Annotated in this window: 15 protein-coding genes and 1 tRNA gene; 10 read left to right on the top strand and 6 right to left on the bottom strand. The window is 59.2% G+C overall.

Features of this window, described 5'->3' with window-relative positions; genetic code table 11:
- Positions 1–183: 183 nt before the first annotated feature.
- Together QMK52_RS14600 and QMK52_RS14595 are read left to right on the top strand one after the other, a co-directional pair.
- Complete coding sequence (locus QMK52_RS14600) at positions 184–1,713, top strand: NCS1 family nucleobase:cation symporter-1 (protein ID WP_194438943.1); 1,530 nt, start codon at positions 184–186, stop codon at positions 1,711–1,713.
- Between the two features lie 13 nt (positions 1,714–1,726).
- On the top strand, positions 1,727–2,455 hold the full coding sequence (locus QMK52_RS14595; RefSeq protein ID WP_005790421.1) for an aspartate/glutamate racemase family protein: 729 nt from the start codon (positions 1,727–1,729) through the stop codon (positions 2,453–2,455).
- Positions 2,456–2,572: 117 nt separating this feature from the next.
- On the opposite strand, the gene QMK52_RS14590 is transcribed toward QMK52_RS14595, so the two are convergent.
- On the bottom strand, positions 2,573–3,496 hold the full coding sequence (locus QMK52_RS14590) for a LysR family transcriptional regulator (protein ID WP_194440701.1): 924 nt from the start codon (positions 3,494–3,496) through the stop codon (positions 2,573–2,575).
- A 105-nt stretch (positions 3,497–3,601) separates the two neighbouring features.
- Here QMK52_RS14590 and QMK52_RS14585 point away from each other — a divergent pair, with 105 nt between their 5' ends.
- Positions 3,602–4,348: a 3-oxoacyl-ACP reductase family protein gene (locus QMK52_RS14585; RefSeq protein WP_032879901.1), complete on the top strand. Its 747-nt coding sequence runs from the start codon at positions 3,602–3,604 to the stop codon at positions 4,346–4,348.
- Positions 4,349–4,398: 50 nt separating this feature from the next.
- Here QMK52_RS14585 and QMK52_RS14580 read toward each other — a convergent pair whose 3' ends face one another.
- Positions 4,399–5,085 (bottom strand): HAD-IA family hydrolase, encoded by a 687-nt coding sequence (locus tag QMK52_RS14580; RefSeq protein ID WP_005790426.1) that lies wholly within the window; start codon positions 5,083–5,085, stop codon positions 4,399–4,401.
- 108 nt (positions 5,086–5,193) lie between these two features.
- Between QMK52_RS14580 and QMK52_RS14575 the strand changes: the two genes are divergently transcribed.
- The 4 genes from QMK52_RS14575 (at position 5,194) to QMK52_RS14560 (ending at position 7,660) form a co-directional block, all read left to right on the top strand.
- Positions 5,194–5,568, top strand: coding sequence for a DUF2784 domain-containing protein (locus QMK52_RS14575; protein ID WP_005790428.1), 375 nt, complete (start codon positions 5,194–5,196; stop codon positions 5,566–5,568).
- Positions 5,569–5,713: 145 nt separating this feature from the next.
- Complete coding sequence (locus QMK52_RS14570; protein WP_148852824.1) at positions 5,714–6,049, top strand: hypothetical protein; 336 nt, start codon at positions 5,714–5,716, stop codon at positions 6,047–6,049.
- 69 nt (positions 6,050–6,118) lie between these two features.
- On the top strand, positions 6,119–7,159 hold the full coding sequence (locus QMK52_RS14565) for a DMT family transporter (protein ID WP_320403007.1): 1,041 nt from the start codon (positions 6,119–6,121) through the stop codon (positions 7,157–7,159).
- A 231-nt stretch (positions 7,160–7,390) separates the two neighbouring features.
- On the top strand, positions 7,391–7,660 hold the full coding sequence (locus tag QMK52_RS14560) for a hypothetical protein (RefSeq protein ID WP_005790433.1): 270 nt from the start codon (positions 7,391–7,393) through the stop codon (positions 7,658–7,660).
- Between the two features lie 84 nt (positions 7,661–7,744).
- Here the strand turns inward: QMK52_RS14560 and QMK52_RS14555 are convergent.
- A tRNA-Ser gene (locus tag QMK52_RS14555) sits at positions 7,745–7,834 on the bottom strand.
- Positions 7,835–8,155: 321 nt separating this feature from the next.
- On the opposite strand from QMK52_RS14555, the gene QMK52_RS14550 reads away from it, so the two are divergent.
- The 3 genes from QMK52_RS14550 (at position 8,156) to QMK52_RS14540 (ending at position 10,932) form a co-directional block, all read left to right on the top strand.
- Positions 8,156–8,848, top strand: a complete 693-nt coding sequence (locus QMK52_RS14550; RefSeq protein WP_057014743.1) for a crotonase/enoyl-CoA hydratase family protein — start codon at positions 8,156–8,158, stop codon at positions 8,846–8,848.
- A 211-nt stretch (positions 8,849–9,059) separates the two neighbouring features.
- Positions 9,060–9,803 carry a 1-acylglycerol-3-phosphate O-acyltransferase gene (locus QMK52_RS14545; RefSeq protein WP_005790438.1) on the top strand — a complete coding sequence of 248 codons (744 nt, stop codon included), beginning with the start codon at positions 9,060–9,062 and terminating at the stop codon, positions 9,801–9,803.
- 157 nt (positions 9,804–9,960) lie between these two features.
- The gene (locus QMK52_RS14540; protein WP_194438949.1) at positions 9,961–10,932 is read left to right on the top strand and encodes a magnesium and cobalt transport protein CorA; all 972 of its coding nucleotides are present in this window, start codon (positions 9,961–9,963) and stop codon (positions 10,930–10,932) included.
- Here the strand turns inward: QMK52_RS14540 and QMK52_RS14535 are convergent.
- The 3 genes from QMK52_RS14535 to QMK52_RS14525 form a co-directional block, all read right to left on the bottom strand.
- Positions 10,929–11,654 carry an amidotransferase gene (locus QMK52_RS14535; RefSeq protein WP_320403006.1) on the bottom strand — a complete coding sequence of 242 codons (726 nt, stop codon included), beginning with the start codon at positions 11,652–11,654 and terminating at the stop codon, positions 10,929–10,931. The genes QMK52_RS14540 and QMK52_RS14535 overlap by 4 nt on opposite strands.
- 92 nt (positions 11,655–11,746) lie before the next feature.
- Positions 11,747–13,894 carry a 3-hydroxyacyl-CoA dehydrogenase NAD-binding domain-containing protein gene (locus QMK52_RS14530; protein ID WP_320403005.1) on the bottom strand — a complete coding sequence of 716 codons (2,148 nt, stop codon included), beginning with the start codon at positions 13,892–13,894 and terminating at the stop codon, positions 11,747–11,749.
- 16 nt (positions 13,895–13,910) lie between these two features.
- Complete coding sequence (locus QMK52_RS14525) at positions 13,911–15,116, bottom strand: acetyl-CoA C-acetyltransferase (protein ID WP_194438953.1); 1,206 nt, start codon at positions 15,114–15,116, stop codon at positions 13,911–13,913.
- Between the last annotated feature and the right edge of the window lie 159 nt (positions 15,117–15,275).

Raw genomic sequence — 15,275 nt, 5'->3', positions numbered from 1 at the left:
TTGCTTGTAATTCAGCAATTTATTTAACACTCCTATAAAAACGAAATTAACACTGCTTTTCATATATTGAAAACTGGCACGCATGTGGCTTAGTGAAAAGTACGCTTTGTATACAATCAATACAAAACCTACATACACTTTGCCATCCGCCGCTTTGCTGCCGATGCGCTGGAGCCTGCCGGAATGCGTACAAGTCTTTCGAGCAATATCGCGCTGGATCTGCCCTCCTCCACCCTCCACCCCGAGGCTGCAAGCCCCGGCCCACTGGTCCTCAGCCCGCGCCTGCACAACAAGGACCTGGCCCCCACCAAAATCGAGGGCCGACGCTGGGGGCGCTATAGCATCTTTGCGCTGTGGACCAATGACGTGCACAACATCGCCAACTATTCGTTTGCCATCGGCTTATATGCATTGGGCTTGGGCGGCTGGCAAATATTGCTGTCCCTGGGGATCGGCGCGGCGCTGGTGTACTTCTTCATGAACTTGTCGGGGTACATGGGACAGAAGACCGGTGTGCCGTTTCCCGTGATCAGCCGCATCAGTTTCGGTATCCATGGGGCGCAGATTCCAGCATTGATCCGGGCGGTGATTGCGATTGCCTGGTTTGGTATCCAGACGTACCTGGCATCGGTGGTTTTCCGCGTATTGCTGACGGCGATTCATCCGGGTTTTGCCGATTATGACCACAACTCGATCCTGGGCCTGTCGAGCCTGGGCTGGGCATGTTTTGTCGCGATCTGGCTGGTGCAGTTGGTGATCCTCGCCTATGGCATGGAAATGGTACGCCGCTATGAGGGCTTCGCCGGGCCGGTGATTTTGCTCACGGTGGCTGCGTTGGCCGGCTGGATGTACTTCCAGGCGGGCGGACATATCGCCTGGTCGATCCGTGAACCGCTGAGCGGCGGCGAGATGTGGCGCAATATCTTTGCCGGTGGCGCGCTGTGGCTGGCGATCTACGGCACCTTGATCCTCAACTTTTGCGACTTCGCCCGCTCTTCGCCCTGCCGCAGGACCATCCAGGTCGGCAATTTCTGGGGCCTGCCGGTGAATATCCTGGTGTTTGCCGCCATTACCGTGCTGCTGTGCGGCGGCCAGTTCCAGCTCAATGGCCGAGTGATCGAGAGCCCGACCGAAATCATCGCGGCAATCCCCAATACCTTCTTCCTGGTGCTCGGTTGCCTGGCCTTCCTGATCGTTACCGTGGCGGTGAACATCATGGCCAACTTCGTCGCCCCGGCCTTTGTGCTGAGCAACCTGGCGCCCAAGTACCTGAACTTTCGCCGCGCCGGGTTGATCAGCGCCTTCGTGGCGGTGCTGATACTGCCGTGGAATCTCTACAACAGCCCGCTGGTGATTGTGTACTTCCTTTCTGGCCTGGGCGCGCTGCTGGGGCCGTTGTACGGGGTGATCATGGTCGATTACTGGCTGATCCGTAAAAGCCGGGTGGACGTGCCGCAGCTGTATAGCGAAGACCCCAATGGCGTTTATTACTACAGCCGGGGGGTGAATATGCGCGCCGTGGCGGCGTTTATTCCTGCCGCAGTGATCGCGATCCTGCTGGCGCTGTTGCCAGGGTTTGCCAGCGTTTCACCGTTTTCCTGGCTGTTCGGCGCCGGCATCGCAGGGTTGCTGTACATGCTGATCGCCAAGCGTCAGCCGGTTTACGCCGATGTCAGCGGCGAAAGCATTGCCGTCGATAACGTCAGTCATTGAATAGGGACATTTCATGCGCATCCTCGTCGTCAACGTCAACACCACTGAATCGATCACCGACACCATCGCTCAGCAAGCGCGGGCCGTGGCGTCACCGGGCACCGAGATAGTCGGCCTCACGCCCTACTTCGGCGCCGAGTCAGTGGAGGGCAATTTTGAAAGTTACCTGGCGGCCATCGCCGTCATGGACCGGGTCATGGCCTACGACCAGCCGTTTGATGCGGTGATCCAGGCCGGCTATGGCGAGCATGGCCGTGAAGGCTTGCAGGAATTACTCAATGTGCCGGTGGTTGATATCACCGAAGCGGCGGCCAGCACCGCGATGTTCCTGGGGCATGCCTACTCGGTGGTCACAACCCTGGACCGCACCGTGCCACTGATTGAAGACCGACTGAAACTCGCCGGCCTGTACCAGCGCTGTGCTTCGGTGCGCGCCAGCGGCATGGCGGTGCTGGAACTGGAAGCAGACCCGCTGGCCGCTATGGAGGCCATTGTGCAGCAGGCGGAACTGGCGATTCACGACGACAAGGCCGAAGTGATCTGCCTGGGCTGCGGCGGCATGGCCGGGCTGGATGAGCAGATTCGCAAACGCACCGGAGTGCCGGTGGTGGACGGGGTGACGGCGGCGGTGATGGTTGCCGAATCGTTGGTGAGGTTGGGGTTGTCGACATCCAAAGTCAGGACGTATGCGCAGCCAAGACCCAAGAAGATCATTGGTTGGCCCGGCAAGTTCGGCCACTGAAGATCAAATGTGGGAGGGGGCTTGCTCCCGATAGCGGTGTATCAGCCAGCTTATCTATAGCTGGCTGATACACCGCTATCGGGAGCAAGCCCCCTCCCACATTTTGATCACAAGGTTTTAGATTGCGCTGAATCTTTGGCCTAACTGCTGCTCGGCAAACTGCTCGATGATGAAATCCACAAACGCCCGAGTCTTGCCTGGCAGCAGTTTATGTTCGGCGTAGTAGATGCAAATATTGCCGTCGTTCACATACCAATCCGGCAATACCCGCAGCAACTTGCCGCTCGCCAGCCAGGGTACGGCAAACGGCATGCTCACCAGTGCAATGCCCAGGCCCTGTTCGGCGCAGATGCAGGCGGCCTGCGAGTCGCTCATGGTCATGCGCGGCTTGAGACTCAGCGGGCCGTGCTCGCCATTGCGATGAGTCAGTTGCCAGGAGCGCACTCGCCCGGTTTGCGGTGAGCGAATCAGGATGCCGTCGCAGTGCTCCAGGTCTTCTGGCTGCAACACCGCTGGGCGTGCCGCCAAATAGTCAGGCGATGCCACCAACACGCGGTGAGCCGGCGTCAGCTTGCGTGCCACGACGCCTTGGGGCAGCTCAAAGCCGCCGCCAAGGGCCGCGTCGAAGCCCTGGCCAATCAGATCGACCTGGCGATTGTCGAAATGCCAATCCGGGCTGATATCGGGGTAGCGTTTCAGAAACTCCCCCAGCAGCGGCACGATATACATACAGCCGACCACCGTGCCCATGCTGACCTTGAGCGTGCCCACCGGTCGCCCTTCGGCGCTGGCCAGGTTGGCCACGGCATTCTGGATAGTGGTGAGGCTGGCGCTGACCTCTTCCAGAAATAACTTGCCGGCTTCAGTCAACGTAAGCCGCCGAGTGCTGCGCTGAAACAGCCGCACACCCAGGCGCGCTTCCAGTTTGGCGACACTTTTGCCTACGGCTGCGGGCGTCAGGCTCAAGTGCCGGGCCGCCTCGGCAAAGCTGCCACCCTCGGCGCTGCGCACGAAGCATTCGATACTGCCAAAGCTCTCCATATCGGCCACTCTAAACTTTTGGTTTACACAGACTATAGCAATCACGGTCTACCGGCGTGCCGGAGGCAGGTCGATACTCAGCCCATCAACTACTTGGAGATCGACATGACCACACAAAACCTCACCGGCAAAGTCGCCCTGATTCAAGGCGGTTCCCGCGGCATCGGCGCCGCCATCGTCAAGCGCCTCGCCGCGCAGGGTGCTGCTGTCGCCTTTACCTACGTCAGTTCGGCCGCCAAGGCCCAGGCGTTGCAGCACGACGTGATCAGCGAAGGCGGCAAAGCCCTGGCGATTCAAGCCGACAGCGCCGATGCCACGGCAATTCGCAATGCCGTCAACGCCACGGTCGATGCGTTTGGGCGCCTGGATATCCTGGTGAACAACGCAGGCGTGCTGGCCATCGCGCCGCTGGAAGACTTCAAGCTGGAGGACTTCGACCAGACCCTGGCAATCAACGTGCGCAGCGTATTTATCGCCACCCAGGAAGCCGCCAGGCACATGGGCGAAGGTGGCCGCGTGATCAATATCGGCAGCACCAACGCCGAGCGTATGCCATTTGGCGGTGGCGGGCCTTATGCAATGAGCAAGGCGGCGCTGGTAGGGTTGACCAAGGGTTTGGCGCGGGATCTGGGGCCCCGGGGTATCACCATCAACAACGTGCAGCCCGGGCCGGTGGATACCGATATGAACCCGGCGAACAGTGAGTTTGCCGAAAGCTTGATCGGGTTGATGGCGGTGGGCAGGTATGGGCACGTGGAGGAGATTGCCAGCTTTGTGGCGTATCTGGCCGGGCCGGAAGCCGGGTATATCACGGGCGCCAGCCTGACCATCGATGGTGGTTTCAGCGCATAACCCAATGTGGGAGGGGGCTTGCTCCCTCCCACATTTTGCCCTGTGTTGGGTCAGGACATAGGTGGCAAACCATAGGCCGCCAGATCAAAATCCGCGAGCTTGCGGATAATCTGGTCGGCATGTTGGTACTTGCTGTCCGCCATGGCCTCATCGGGCACGGCGATGGCGGTCATGTTGGCAGCCTTCGCCGCAGTCACGCCGAACGGCGAATCTTCGAACACCAGGCAATCCTCAGGCGCCACACCCAGACGGCGCGCAGCCGTGAGGAAGATATCCGGCGCCGGCTTGGCCGCACCGACTTCCGGGTCGTCGGCAGTGACGATGGTGTCGAACAGGCCAAACCATTCGCGGTGCAAGGTGGTCTTGTGGCCAAACGAGTTACGCGATGAACTGGTGCCCACCGCAATCGGAATATTGTGCGCCTTCAGATGCCGCACCAACGCCTCGGCGCCCGGCATACCCAGGGCCTTGGGAAAGCGCTCGCTCATCAGCGGTTCGCGAATTTCCAGAAACTCGGCGGGCGTGATCGGTAACTCCAGCGCCTTGACCACGTAATCGGCCAGATCCTGAGCGCCTCGCCCGATGATGTGCTGCTTGATCCCCCAGTCATAGGTACGGCCATAGCGCTCGGCGATGATCTGCGTGACTTCGGTGTAGATGCCTTCGGTATCCAGCAACAACCCGTCCATATCGAAAATCACGGCTTTGATCGGGACAGCGGTACGCGGTGCATTCATCACGACACAACCTTGGGGCAAGGACTAAATGGATTCAGCACAATAACGGCCACCCTTGCCGGCGAGCAACCCTTTAGACTGTTTGCCCCTCCATTCGAAGTGCCCACAATGCTCTACCGACTCGTCGCCGACGGCCTCGTGCTGTTTCACCTGACCTTTATCCTGTTCGTACTGTTCGGTGGCCTGCTCGCCCTGAAATGGCCCAGGGTAATGTGGCTGCACTTGCCCGCCGTGGCCTGGGGGATCGCGGTAGAGGTGCTGCACCTGCCCTGCCCGCTCACCCGCTGGGAAAACCTGTTTCGTCACCTGGCCGGGCAGGACGGTTATGGCGGCGGGTTTATCGAGCACTACATCCTGACGCTGATCTACCCCGCCGGGCTGACGGCGAATATTCAACTGCTGCTGGGGGCGGTGGTGATATTGATCAACGCCGTGGTGTATGGACGGTTGATCCGGAGTTTGCTGGCACGCAGAAGCGCATAACCTTCAGACCCGAGCTTGATCGCCTGGGCGCACGCACAAGCCTGAACATGAAACCTGGGCAGATTGTTTTCAATCTGCCAACCGAGCGCTTAAAGTGTCGCCCCCTCGGGAATTGAATCTTGAGGTTGAGTCCATGGAGTTTCAAGTGAAATACGTCATTAAAGCAGTTGCAGCAGCCGTTCTTGGTTTCACCCTGGCAGGTTGCACCGGCACCGCCATGAAAACCCAGCAATACGACGCCAGCCAATACACCGTCCTCGGCCACAGCGAAGCCAGCGCCACCGGCATCATGCTGCTGGGCGTCATCCCGATCGGCCAGAACAACCGCTTCGTGCGCGCTCAGGATGCAGCCATCAAAGCCAAAGGCGGCGACGCGCTGATCAACACCCAAGTGCAAGAAAAGTGGTTCTGGGCCTGGGTATTGAACGGCTACACCACCAAGATTTCCGGTGATGTGATCAAGCTGAAAACCGCGCAATAAAGTATGAAACTGCCAGGGCGCTGACCCCGGCAAGCGACGTATCATGGGCCTGACCTTCGAGGATGGCCCATGAAACTCAGCATCATTTACGCCCTCGTAGCCGCCGCCCTGTTTGGCGCCAGCACTCCGCTCGCCAAAAGCCTTGGCCTGGGCCTCTCGCCTATATTGCTTGCCGGCCTGCTTTACCTGGGCAGCGGCATTGGCCTTGCCGGCGTACGTCTGATCCGTGATCGCGGCTGGAAACCCACCGGGTTGACCCCATCGCAATGGCCCTGGCTGCTCGGCGCCATCGCCTTCGGCGGCATCCTCGGCCCCGTCGCCCTCATGTTCGGCCTGATTCGCACCGCCGGCGCCACCGCCTCCTTGATGCTCAACCTCGAATCAGTGCTCACCGCCGTGATCGCCTGGGTCGTATTCAGAGAAAACGCAGATCGGCGCATCGTGCTCGGCATGATCGCCATTGCGCTGGGCGGCGTGGTGTTGTCATGGACGGGCGCCGGCGGCGGCGGCCAGGACTGGACCGGGCCGCTCGCCATTGCGCTGGCGTGTTTGTGCTGGGGGATAGATAACAACCTGACGCGCAAGGTGTCGGCGTCTGACGCGCTCTTTATCGCCGGTGCCAAAGGTTTGATTGCGGGGCTGGTGAATTGCGGTTTGGCGCTTTACCTCGGGGCGCGGATTCCGGGCGTGGCGCAATTGGCGCCGATCCTGGTGGTGGGGTTCCTGGGCTATGGCATCAGCCTGGTGATGTTCGTGCTGGCGCTACGTGGGCTGGGCAGTGCGCGCACCGGGGCTTATTTCTCCACGGCACCCTTCCTCGGTGCCGCAGTGGCGCTGCTGGTATTTGGCGAGTCGGTGACCGTAGCGTTCTGGATTGCCTCGGCGCTGATGGCCGTAGGCGTGTGGCTGCACCTGACGGAGCGACATGCCCATGAGCATGTGCATGAGGCAACGGAACATGGGCATTGGCATGTGCATGATGAGCATCATCAGCATGAGCATGGGTTTGAGTGGGATCCGGCGCAGCCTCATAGCCATGTGCATGTGCATGCGGTGATGAAGCACAGCCATGCGCATTTTCCGGATGTGCATCATCGGCATAGGCATTGAACGCGGATGCTGGTGGCTTTGGGCAACGTCCTACGCTCCATTCAGAAGCGACAGGCTGCCTTTTTAAAATCGCCACACCTATAGTCTTTCGGTCGCTCACATAGCGACCGGGTTTGGCGACTCGATGACAAGGCGGAACGTAGACGACGTTATTTTCGAGCAACTGACGTTTTTTGACGGCTTAGCGTGAAAAGGCCTCGTTGTATTTATATTTGTCTTGTGGAATCACTCATGAACCAATACATGGCCCTCACCAGCAACGACAGCGCCACACCTGCCCTTTTTGTCGACACCACCGTGCCACTGGAAATACTTCTCGATGCTGCGACCTATCGACTTCGTGCCGTTGCACAAGTCCTTGAGAACCTCGCACTACGCAGTGAGATCAGTAGTGATGCGGTTGTACTCAGTGATTTTGCGTTGCTTTGTTCAATCCCTTTGCGCGACGGCTGCGATTTGCTGGACGTCATAGGAAGGCGAATGGATATGCCAAGCGCATGACCTGATAAAGCTGGACTTTCAAACCCCAGAAATCACAAAACCCCTGGTTTCTCTCGAAACCAGGGGTTTTGTTTACATCGAATTTGGCGGTGAAGGAGAGATTCGAACTCTCGATACAATTTCTTGTATACACACTTTCCAGGCGTGCTCCTTAAGCCACTCGGACACTTCACCGTATCTCGGCAAACCAGTTCAGTCTGTCGAGGCGCGCTAATGTAGTCGAAAGCCTTTCTGATGGCAAAGGTTTTTTTCAGAATTTTCATGCGGTTAGACGGTTATGCCGTGGCGCGCCTGATAACGGGCGGTGTTTCTGCCATTCTTGGGCAGGCCCGGCACCAGTTTTGCGGGACTGCTGCGCTGTGCCGCGGGGCGTCTACCCTTGGGGATTGAGGAAAAGCCTGACCGGGTAGTCAGTCACGGCGCTTTACCCAGGCGGGCGCGGTGGGTAACGTCTGCTGCATTCTCTCTATAACAAGCCCTACAAGGAACCGCGTCATGAGTGAGTTGATTGCCTACCATTTCGAAGACGGTATCGCGACCCTGACCTTGAGCAACGGCAAGGTCAATGCCATTTCTCCGGCGGTGGTCAGCGAATTCAACGCTGCGCTGGATCAGGCCGAGAAAGATCGGGCAGTGGTGATCATCACGGGTACGCCGGGAATTTTGTCGGGTGGCTATGATTTGAAGGTGATGACCGCCGGCCCTAAAGAGGCGATCAGCCTGGTGACGTCGGGCTCGACCCTGGCGCGGCGTTTGTTGGCGCATCCGTTCCCGGTGATCGTGGCGTGCCCTGGGCATGCGGTGGCCAAGGGCGCGTTTTTATTGTTGTCGGCGGATTATCGCATTGGCGTGGAAGGCCCGTTCAGCATTGGTCTGAATGAAGTGGCAATCGGCATGACCATGCATCACGCTGGTATCGAGCTGGCGCGGGATCGTCTGCGCAAGTCGGCATTTCATCGGTCGGTGATCAATGCCGAAATGTTTGATCCGCAAGGCGCCTTGCAAGCAGGCTTCCTCGATAAGGTCGTGGCACCGGAAGAATTGCACGCGGCAGCCCTGGAGGCGGCGCGGCAGTTGAAGAAGATCAACATGAACGCTCACAAGCACACCAAGTTAAAAGTGCGCCGGGCGCTGCTGGAGGCTCTGGACGAAGCAATCATCCAGGATCAAGGCCATAACCTGAGTTAACTCCTACGCCTGCTTTATCAAAGCCCGATCTAGTATCGGGCTTTTTCTTACAAATAAACCCGAAACATCTGTAGCCGCTCTGGGCAGCCGCTACTGGCATGCGTAGAAACATACGCTTAAACATCGCCTATCTCCTACATCTGTGGGGCAATTGCCCAATACAGTGCACATCCGTACACTGCGCCACCTTTTGTTCCGATGGGCCGTTTCGATGCTTTTTCTGTTACGTATGTTGTTGATGGGCCTGCACTTTATGATCGCCGGGGTATTGGGCGTACTTTTAGGGGTATGCCGGCCATTCAATCCGGACAACAGCCGCCTCTGCGCCCGCCTTTACGCATTGCCAGCCATGTGGATCTTGCGCCTGAAGGTGAAGACGGATGTCGACTCGCTGCGCAACAAGCCCGGCACCTGTGTGGTGATCGCCAACCACCAGTCCAACTACGACCTGTTTGTACTTGGCAATGTAGTGCCGCACCGCACCGTATGTATCGCCAAGAAAAGTCTGAAATGGGTGCCGCTGTTCGGCCAGTTGTTCTGGCTGGCGGGCAATGTGCTGATCGACCGCGGCAATGCGCACAAGGCCCGACGCGCCATGCTCACCACCACCCAGACCTTGCAACACAAGGACACATCGATCTGGGTGTTCCCGGAGGGTACGCGCAACCTGGGTAAAGGGCTGTTGCCGTTCAAGAAAGGTGCGTTTCATATGGCGATTGCGGCCGGCGTGCCTATCGTGCAGGTGTGTGTCAGCAATTATGTAACGCAGATGCAGCTCAACCGCTGGAACAGCGGGGAATTGCTGATACGGTCGTTGCCGCCGATTCCTACCACTGGCATGACGGTAGATGACATCCCTCAATTGATGCTGGACTGTCACGCGCAAATGACCGCATGCATTGAAACAATGGACCGTGAACTTGCAGGAGCGAGCTTGCTCACGAAAACCGTGTAAGCGACGCGAGTCATCTGATAGCGCTGCGTCATCGTTGATGATCTTCGCGAGCAAGCTCGCTCCTACAAAGGAATGGGCAATGTCAGTCAGCAACAACGGAACGCCATTCAGGCTAAGCTGCCCAACATCTGTCCTCTTATAAGAAGTGATCAGCACCATGGGTAGAGTTGTTGCGGCGGCCGTCTACAGCGCCGGAAAAAAAGTCTCGGATATCACCCTCGATGAAGGCGCGGCCTGGGCAGCCAAGCCCGGTCACTTTGTGTGGATCGGCCTGGAAGAGCCCAGCGCCCAGGAATTGAACAACCTGCAACACCAGTTCAACCTGCATGAACTGGCGATTGAAGACGCCATGGAAAAACACAGCCGCCCGAAGCTGGAAACCTTCGGCGATGCGCTGTTTATCGTCACCTACTCACCGGTGCGCGAGAACGGCAAGCTGGAGTTTATCGAAACCCATATTTTTGCCGGCAACGGCTACATCATCACCGCACGCAACGGTCACTCGGCGTCCTACGGTTTTGTGCGCCAACGCTGTGAGGCGCGGCCGCTGTTGCTGGAGCATGGGGAAGATTTCGTACTCTATGCGCTGCTGGATTTTGTCACCGAAAACTACCAGCCGGTCAGCGAAGCGATCCACGCCGAGATCGATGAGCTGGAGCGCAACGTATTGTGCAGCTCACTCAATGAGCGCGATATCCAGCACCTCCACGGCCTGCGTCGTGACGTGCTGCGGCTCAAGCGTCATGTGGCGCCGATGGTGGAAATCAGCCAGGAGTTGCAGAAGCTGAGCTTCCCGTTTATCGACAAGAACATGCGCCCGTATTTCCGCGATGTGCAAATCCACGTTACGCGGCAGATGGAAGACCTCACCACCCTGCGCGACATTGCCAGCCAGACCATCGAGATCGGTGTGTTGCTGGAGGCGTCGCGCCAGAGCGTGGTGCAGCGCAAGTTCGCCGCGTGGGCGGCGATCCTGGCGTTCCCCACGGCGGTGGCGGGGATCTACGGGATGAACTTTCAGAACATGCCCGAGCTGCAATGGCATTACGGCTATTTTGCGGTGCTCGGGTTTATCGCTGTGGGCTGTGGCGGTTTGTGGGCCAGCTTCAAGCGTTCAGGCTGGCTTTAGGCCGCGGTATCCGGCTTGTGCGCGACAAAGCGCATCATCCACTCCGCCACGGTTGCGCCGTGGTGGTCGCGGTCCAGGCTGGCAACGCCGTTGGTGTAGACCTGTTCCCCCAGGGTTGTTTGAAGAATCTCCAACAACTCGCGGGAATAGTCCCGGACAAATTCGGGGTGCCCCTGAAAGCACAACACCTGGTCACCGATGTGGTAAGCGGCAATCGGGCAAAACTCACTGGAGGCAATGACCGTGGCATTTTCCGGCAAGGTAGTGACCTGATCCTGATGGCTGATCAATAGCGTCAGTTCCGGCACCTGGGGGCTCATCCATGGGGCCTTGGCATCCAGCTTGTAATCATGGATGCCCATGCCCCAGCCTTGGCTCGCGCGTTCGGTCTTGCCGCCGAGCAGCAATGCCAGGAGTTGATGACCGAAGCAGATACCCAGCAGCTTGTCACCACGCTCGTAGCGCTTGAGCACATAGGTCTTGAGGGTCTGGATCCAGGGGTCAGTGCCGAACGAGTCGGCCTTGCTGCCGGTGATCAGGTACGCGTCAAACACCTCGTCATCCGGCGGGTATTCGCCCTGCACCACGTTGTAGACGACAAATTCGGCGGCAATCGGTTGCTTGGCGAACAGGCGCTTGAACATCTGCCCGTAACCTTGGTACTGATCGATCAAGCCTGGACGCAGGATATCGGTTTCCAGGATGCAGACGCGTAGCGACATAAAAAATACCTGACACGGCGATGGGAATATTGCACACCCCAGAGCCTGCCTTGAAATACACCCTCAAGGCAAGCTCCGCTCCCACATTTTGCTCAGCCGAACACTTCGCCCTGTGCCGCTTTCTCCAGCAACAACGCCGGTGGCGAGAAGCGCTCCCCATACTCTTCGGCCAAATAACGAGCGCGGGCGACAAAATCGTTCAGCCCGTATTGGTTGATAAACTGCAGCGCGCCGCCACTCCACGCGGCAAAGCCGATGCCGAAGATCGAACCGACGTTGGCGTCAGCCGTGGACATCAACACGCCCTCCTCCACGCAGCGCACGGTTTCGATGGCCTGGATAAACAGCAAGCGGTCGCGCACGTCCTGGGGTGAAATTCGATTGCCGGGCCGTTCGAACCGGGTTTTCAACTCTGGCCACAGGTGCTTCTGGCCACCGGCGGGGTAATCGTAAAAACCGCCGCCCGCCGCCTTGCCGGTGCGCTTGTATTCATTCACCAGCAAATCAATCACTGCCGTCGCCGGATGGTTCGGCAGGGCCTTGCCTTCGGCCTGCAGATCCTTGGCGGTTTGCTGTCGGATATGGCTCATCAGGCTGAGGGACACTTCATCGGACACCGCCAGCGGCCCCACCGGCATCCCGGCCTTGCGCGCTTCGGTCTCGATCATCGGCGCGGCCACGCCTTCGCCGAGCATGGCAATGCCTTCGTTGGTGAAGGTGCCGAAGACCCGCGAGGTGAAGAAGCCACGGCTGTCGTTGACCACAATCGGGGTTTTCTTGATTTGCAGGACGAAATCGAAACCGCGGGCCAGGGTCTCGTCGCTGGTGTGGGTGCCTTTGATGATTTCCACCAGGGGCATCTTGTCCACGGGGCTGAAGAAGTGCAGGCCGATAAACCTGGATGGGGCCGGCACCGCCGTGGCCAGGCCGCTGATGGGCAAGGTGGAAGTGTTGGAGGCGATCACCGCATCGGCACCGACCACGCTTTGCGCAGCCGCCGTGACCCTGGCCTTGAGTTCGCGCTCTTCGAACACGGCCTCGATGATCAGGTCACAGCCGGCCAGGTCAGCGTCATCCTGCGTAGGGTGAATGCGCGCCAGGATGGCTTCGCGCTGTTCGGCGGTCAATTGCCCACGGCTGACTTTCTTGTCCAGCAAGGCAGAGCTATGGGCTTTGCCTTTTTCGGCGGCGGCGAGATTGATGTCTTTGAGCACCACCTCGACCCCCGCACAGGCACTGACATAGGCGATGCCCGCACCCATCATCCCAGCGCCGAGTACACCGACCTTACGGGTGACGTGAGGGGCAAAACCCTGTGGGCGTGAGCTGCCGGCATTGATTTCATTAAGCTGAAACCAGAAGGTGCCGATCATGTTCTTCGCCACCTGCCCAGTCACCAGTTCGGTGAAGTAGCGGGTTTCGATCAGGTGTGCGGTGTCGAAATCCACTTGGGCACCTTCAACGGCGGCGCAGAGGATTTTCTCCGGTGCCGGGAAGCAGCCATGGGTTTTGCTGCGCAAAATCGACGGGGCAATGGCGAGCATCTGCGCGACTTTGGGGTTGGACGGCGTGCCGCCAGGGATCTGATACCCCTTGTTGTCCCAGGGTTGCCTGGCCTCGGGATTGGCGAGAATCCACGCACGGGATTTGCTCAGCAGTTGCTCGCGATCGGCTGCCAGTTCATCAATCAAGCCGGCTTGCAGGGCCTGGGCTGGCCGGACTTTTTTGCCTTCGAGCAAATACGGCAGGGCTTTTTCCAGGCCCAGCATCCGCACCATGCGCACCACCCCGCCGCCGCCCGGCAACAGGCCAAGGGTGACTTCGGGCAGGCCCAACTGTACGGACTTGTCGTCCAGCGCGACCCGATGATGGCAGGCCAGGCAAATTTCCCAGCCGCCGCCCAAGGCCGCGCCATTGATCGCGGCCACCACCGGCTTGCCGAGGGTTTCCAGGCGGCGTAACTGCGCCTTCAACACCAGCACGCTGTCATGGAAATCCTTGGCGTGGGCCTTGTCGACCTTGATCAGTTCATTGAGATCGCCACCGGCAAAAAAGGTCTTCTTGGCCGAGGTGATCACCACCCCGGCAATCTGGTCCTTCTCTGCTTCCAGGCGCGTGACGGTGGCCGCCATCGCTTCGCGGTAGACGGCGTTCATGGTGTTGGCACTCTGGCCGGGCATGTCCAGGGTCAGTACCACGATCTGGTCCTGGCCTTTTTCGTAACGAATGGCATCGGTCATGACAAATTCCTTGGGCTCAGAGGCGTTCGATGATGGTGGCGATTCCCATGCCACCGCCGACACACAGGGTGGCCAGGCCGTAGCGTTGCTGGCGCACCTCCAGCTCGTCGAGCAGGGTGCCGAGAATTGCGCAACCGGTGGCGCCCAATGGGTGACCCATGGCGATGGAGCCGCCGTTGACGTTGACCCGTGCGGCGTCGATGCCCATGTCTTTGATGAACTTGAGCACCACCGAGGCAAACGCTTCGTTGACTTCGAACAGGTCGATGTCTTCTACCCGCAGGCCGGCCTTGGCCAGTGCCTTGCGGGTCGCCGGTGCGGGGCCGGTGAGCATGATGGTCGGGTCGGTGCTGGTGACTGCCGTGGCCACAATGCGCGCCCGCGGTTGCAGGCCCAACTCGCGCCCCTTGGCCTCGGAGCCGATCAACATCAATGCCGCGCCATCAACGATGCCGGAGCTGTTGCCCGGCGTGTGCACATGGTCAATGCGTTCCACATGGCTGTAGACCCGCAGCGCGGTAGCATCAAAGCCCATCTGGCCCATCATTTCGAAGCTGGGCTTGAGCTTGCCCAAGCCTTCAAGGGTGGAGTCGCCACGGATAAATTCGTCATGATCCAGCAGCACGATGCCGTTCTGATCCTGCACCGCGATCAGCGACTTGCTGAAGGAACCGTCCGCTCGGGCCCTGGCGGCTTTCTGTTGTGACTGCAGGGCAAAGCTGTCCACATCCTGGCGAGTGAACCCTTCCAGCGTGGCAATCAGGTCAGCGCCAATACCTTGAGGGGTGAAGTGGCTGTGCATATTGGTTTGCGGGTCGAGCACCCAGGCGCCGCCATCGCTGCCCATGGGCACGCGGGACATGGATTCGACGCCACCCACCACGACCAGATCTTCGAAGCCGGAACGCACTTTCATTGCCCCCAGGTTGACTGCTTCCAGCCCCGAGGCGCAGAAGCGATTGACCTGGACGCCGGCGACGCTGATGTCCCAGTCCGCTACCAGGGCGGCGGTCTTGGCGATATCGGCGCCCTGGTCGCCCACCGGCGTGACGCAGCCCAGGACAATGTCATCCACTTGGCGGGTGTCGAGGTCGCTGCGTTGTGCCAGCGCCGTGAGCAAGCCGGCCACCAGGTTTACCGGCTTGACGCTGTGCAAGGCACCATCGGCCTTGCCTTTGCCCCGGGGCGTGCGTATCGCATCAAAGATCAAAGCTTGGGTCATGACATCCTCGAACCGCTGTGGGTGTATGCCCCTACCTTAGGCCCGATTGACACGGTTTCAATGACGGATGCGCTCATTGCTTTTGACCCCCTCGCTCGGACGAACGGTAGGTAGCTACGGGAATTACCTGATTAATCGTTTTAGCTGTCTAGCCCTAGG

The sequence above is a fragment of the Pseudomonas sp. P9_2 genome, assembly GCF_034008255.1.
In the GTDB taxonomy this organism is placed as follows: domain Bacteria; phylum Pseudomonadota; class Gammaproteobacteria; order Pseudomonadales; family Pseudomonadaceae; genus Aquipseudomonas; species Aquipseudomonas synxantha_A.
Note: the sequence above shows the minus strand (reverse complement) of the source record. Positions and strands in the feature narration are given on the sequence as shown.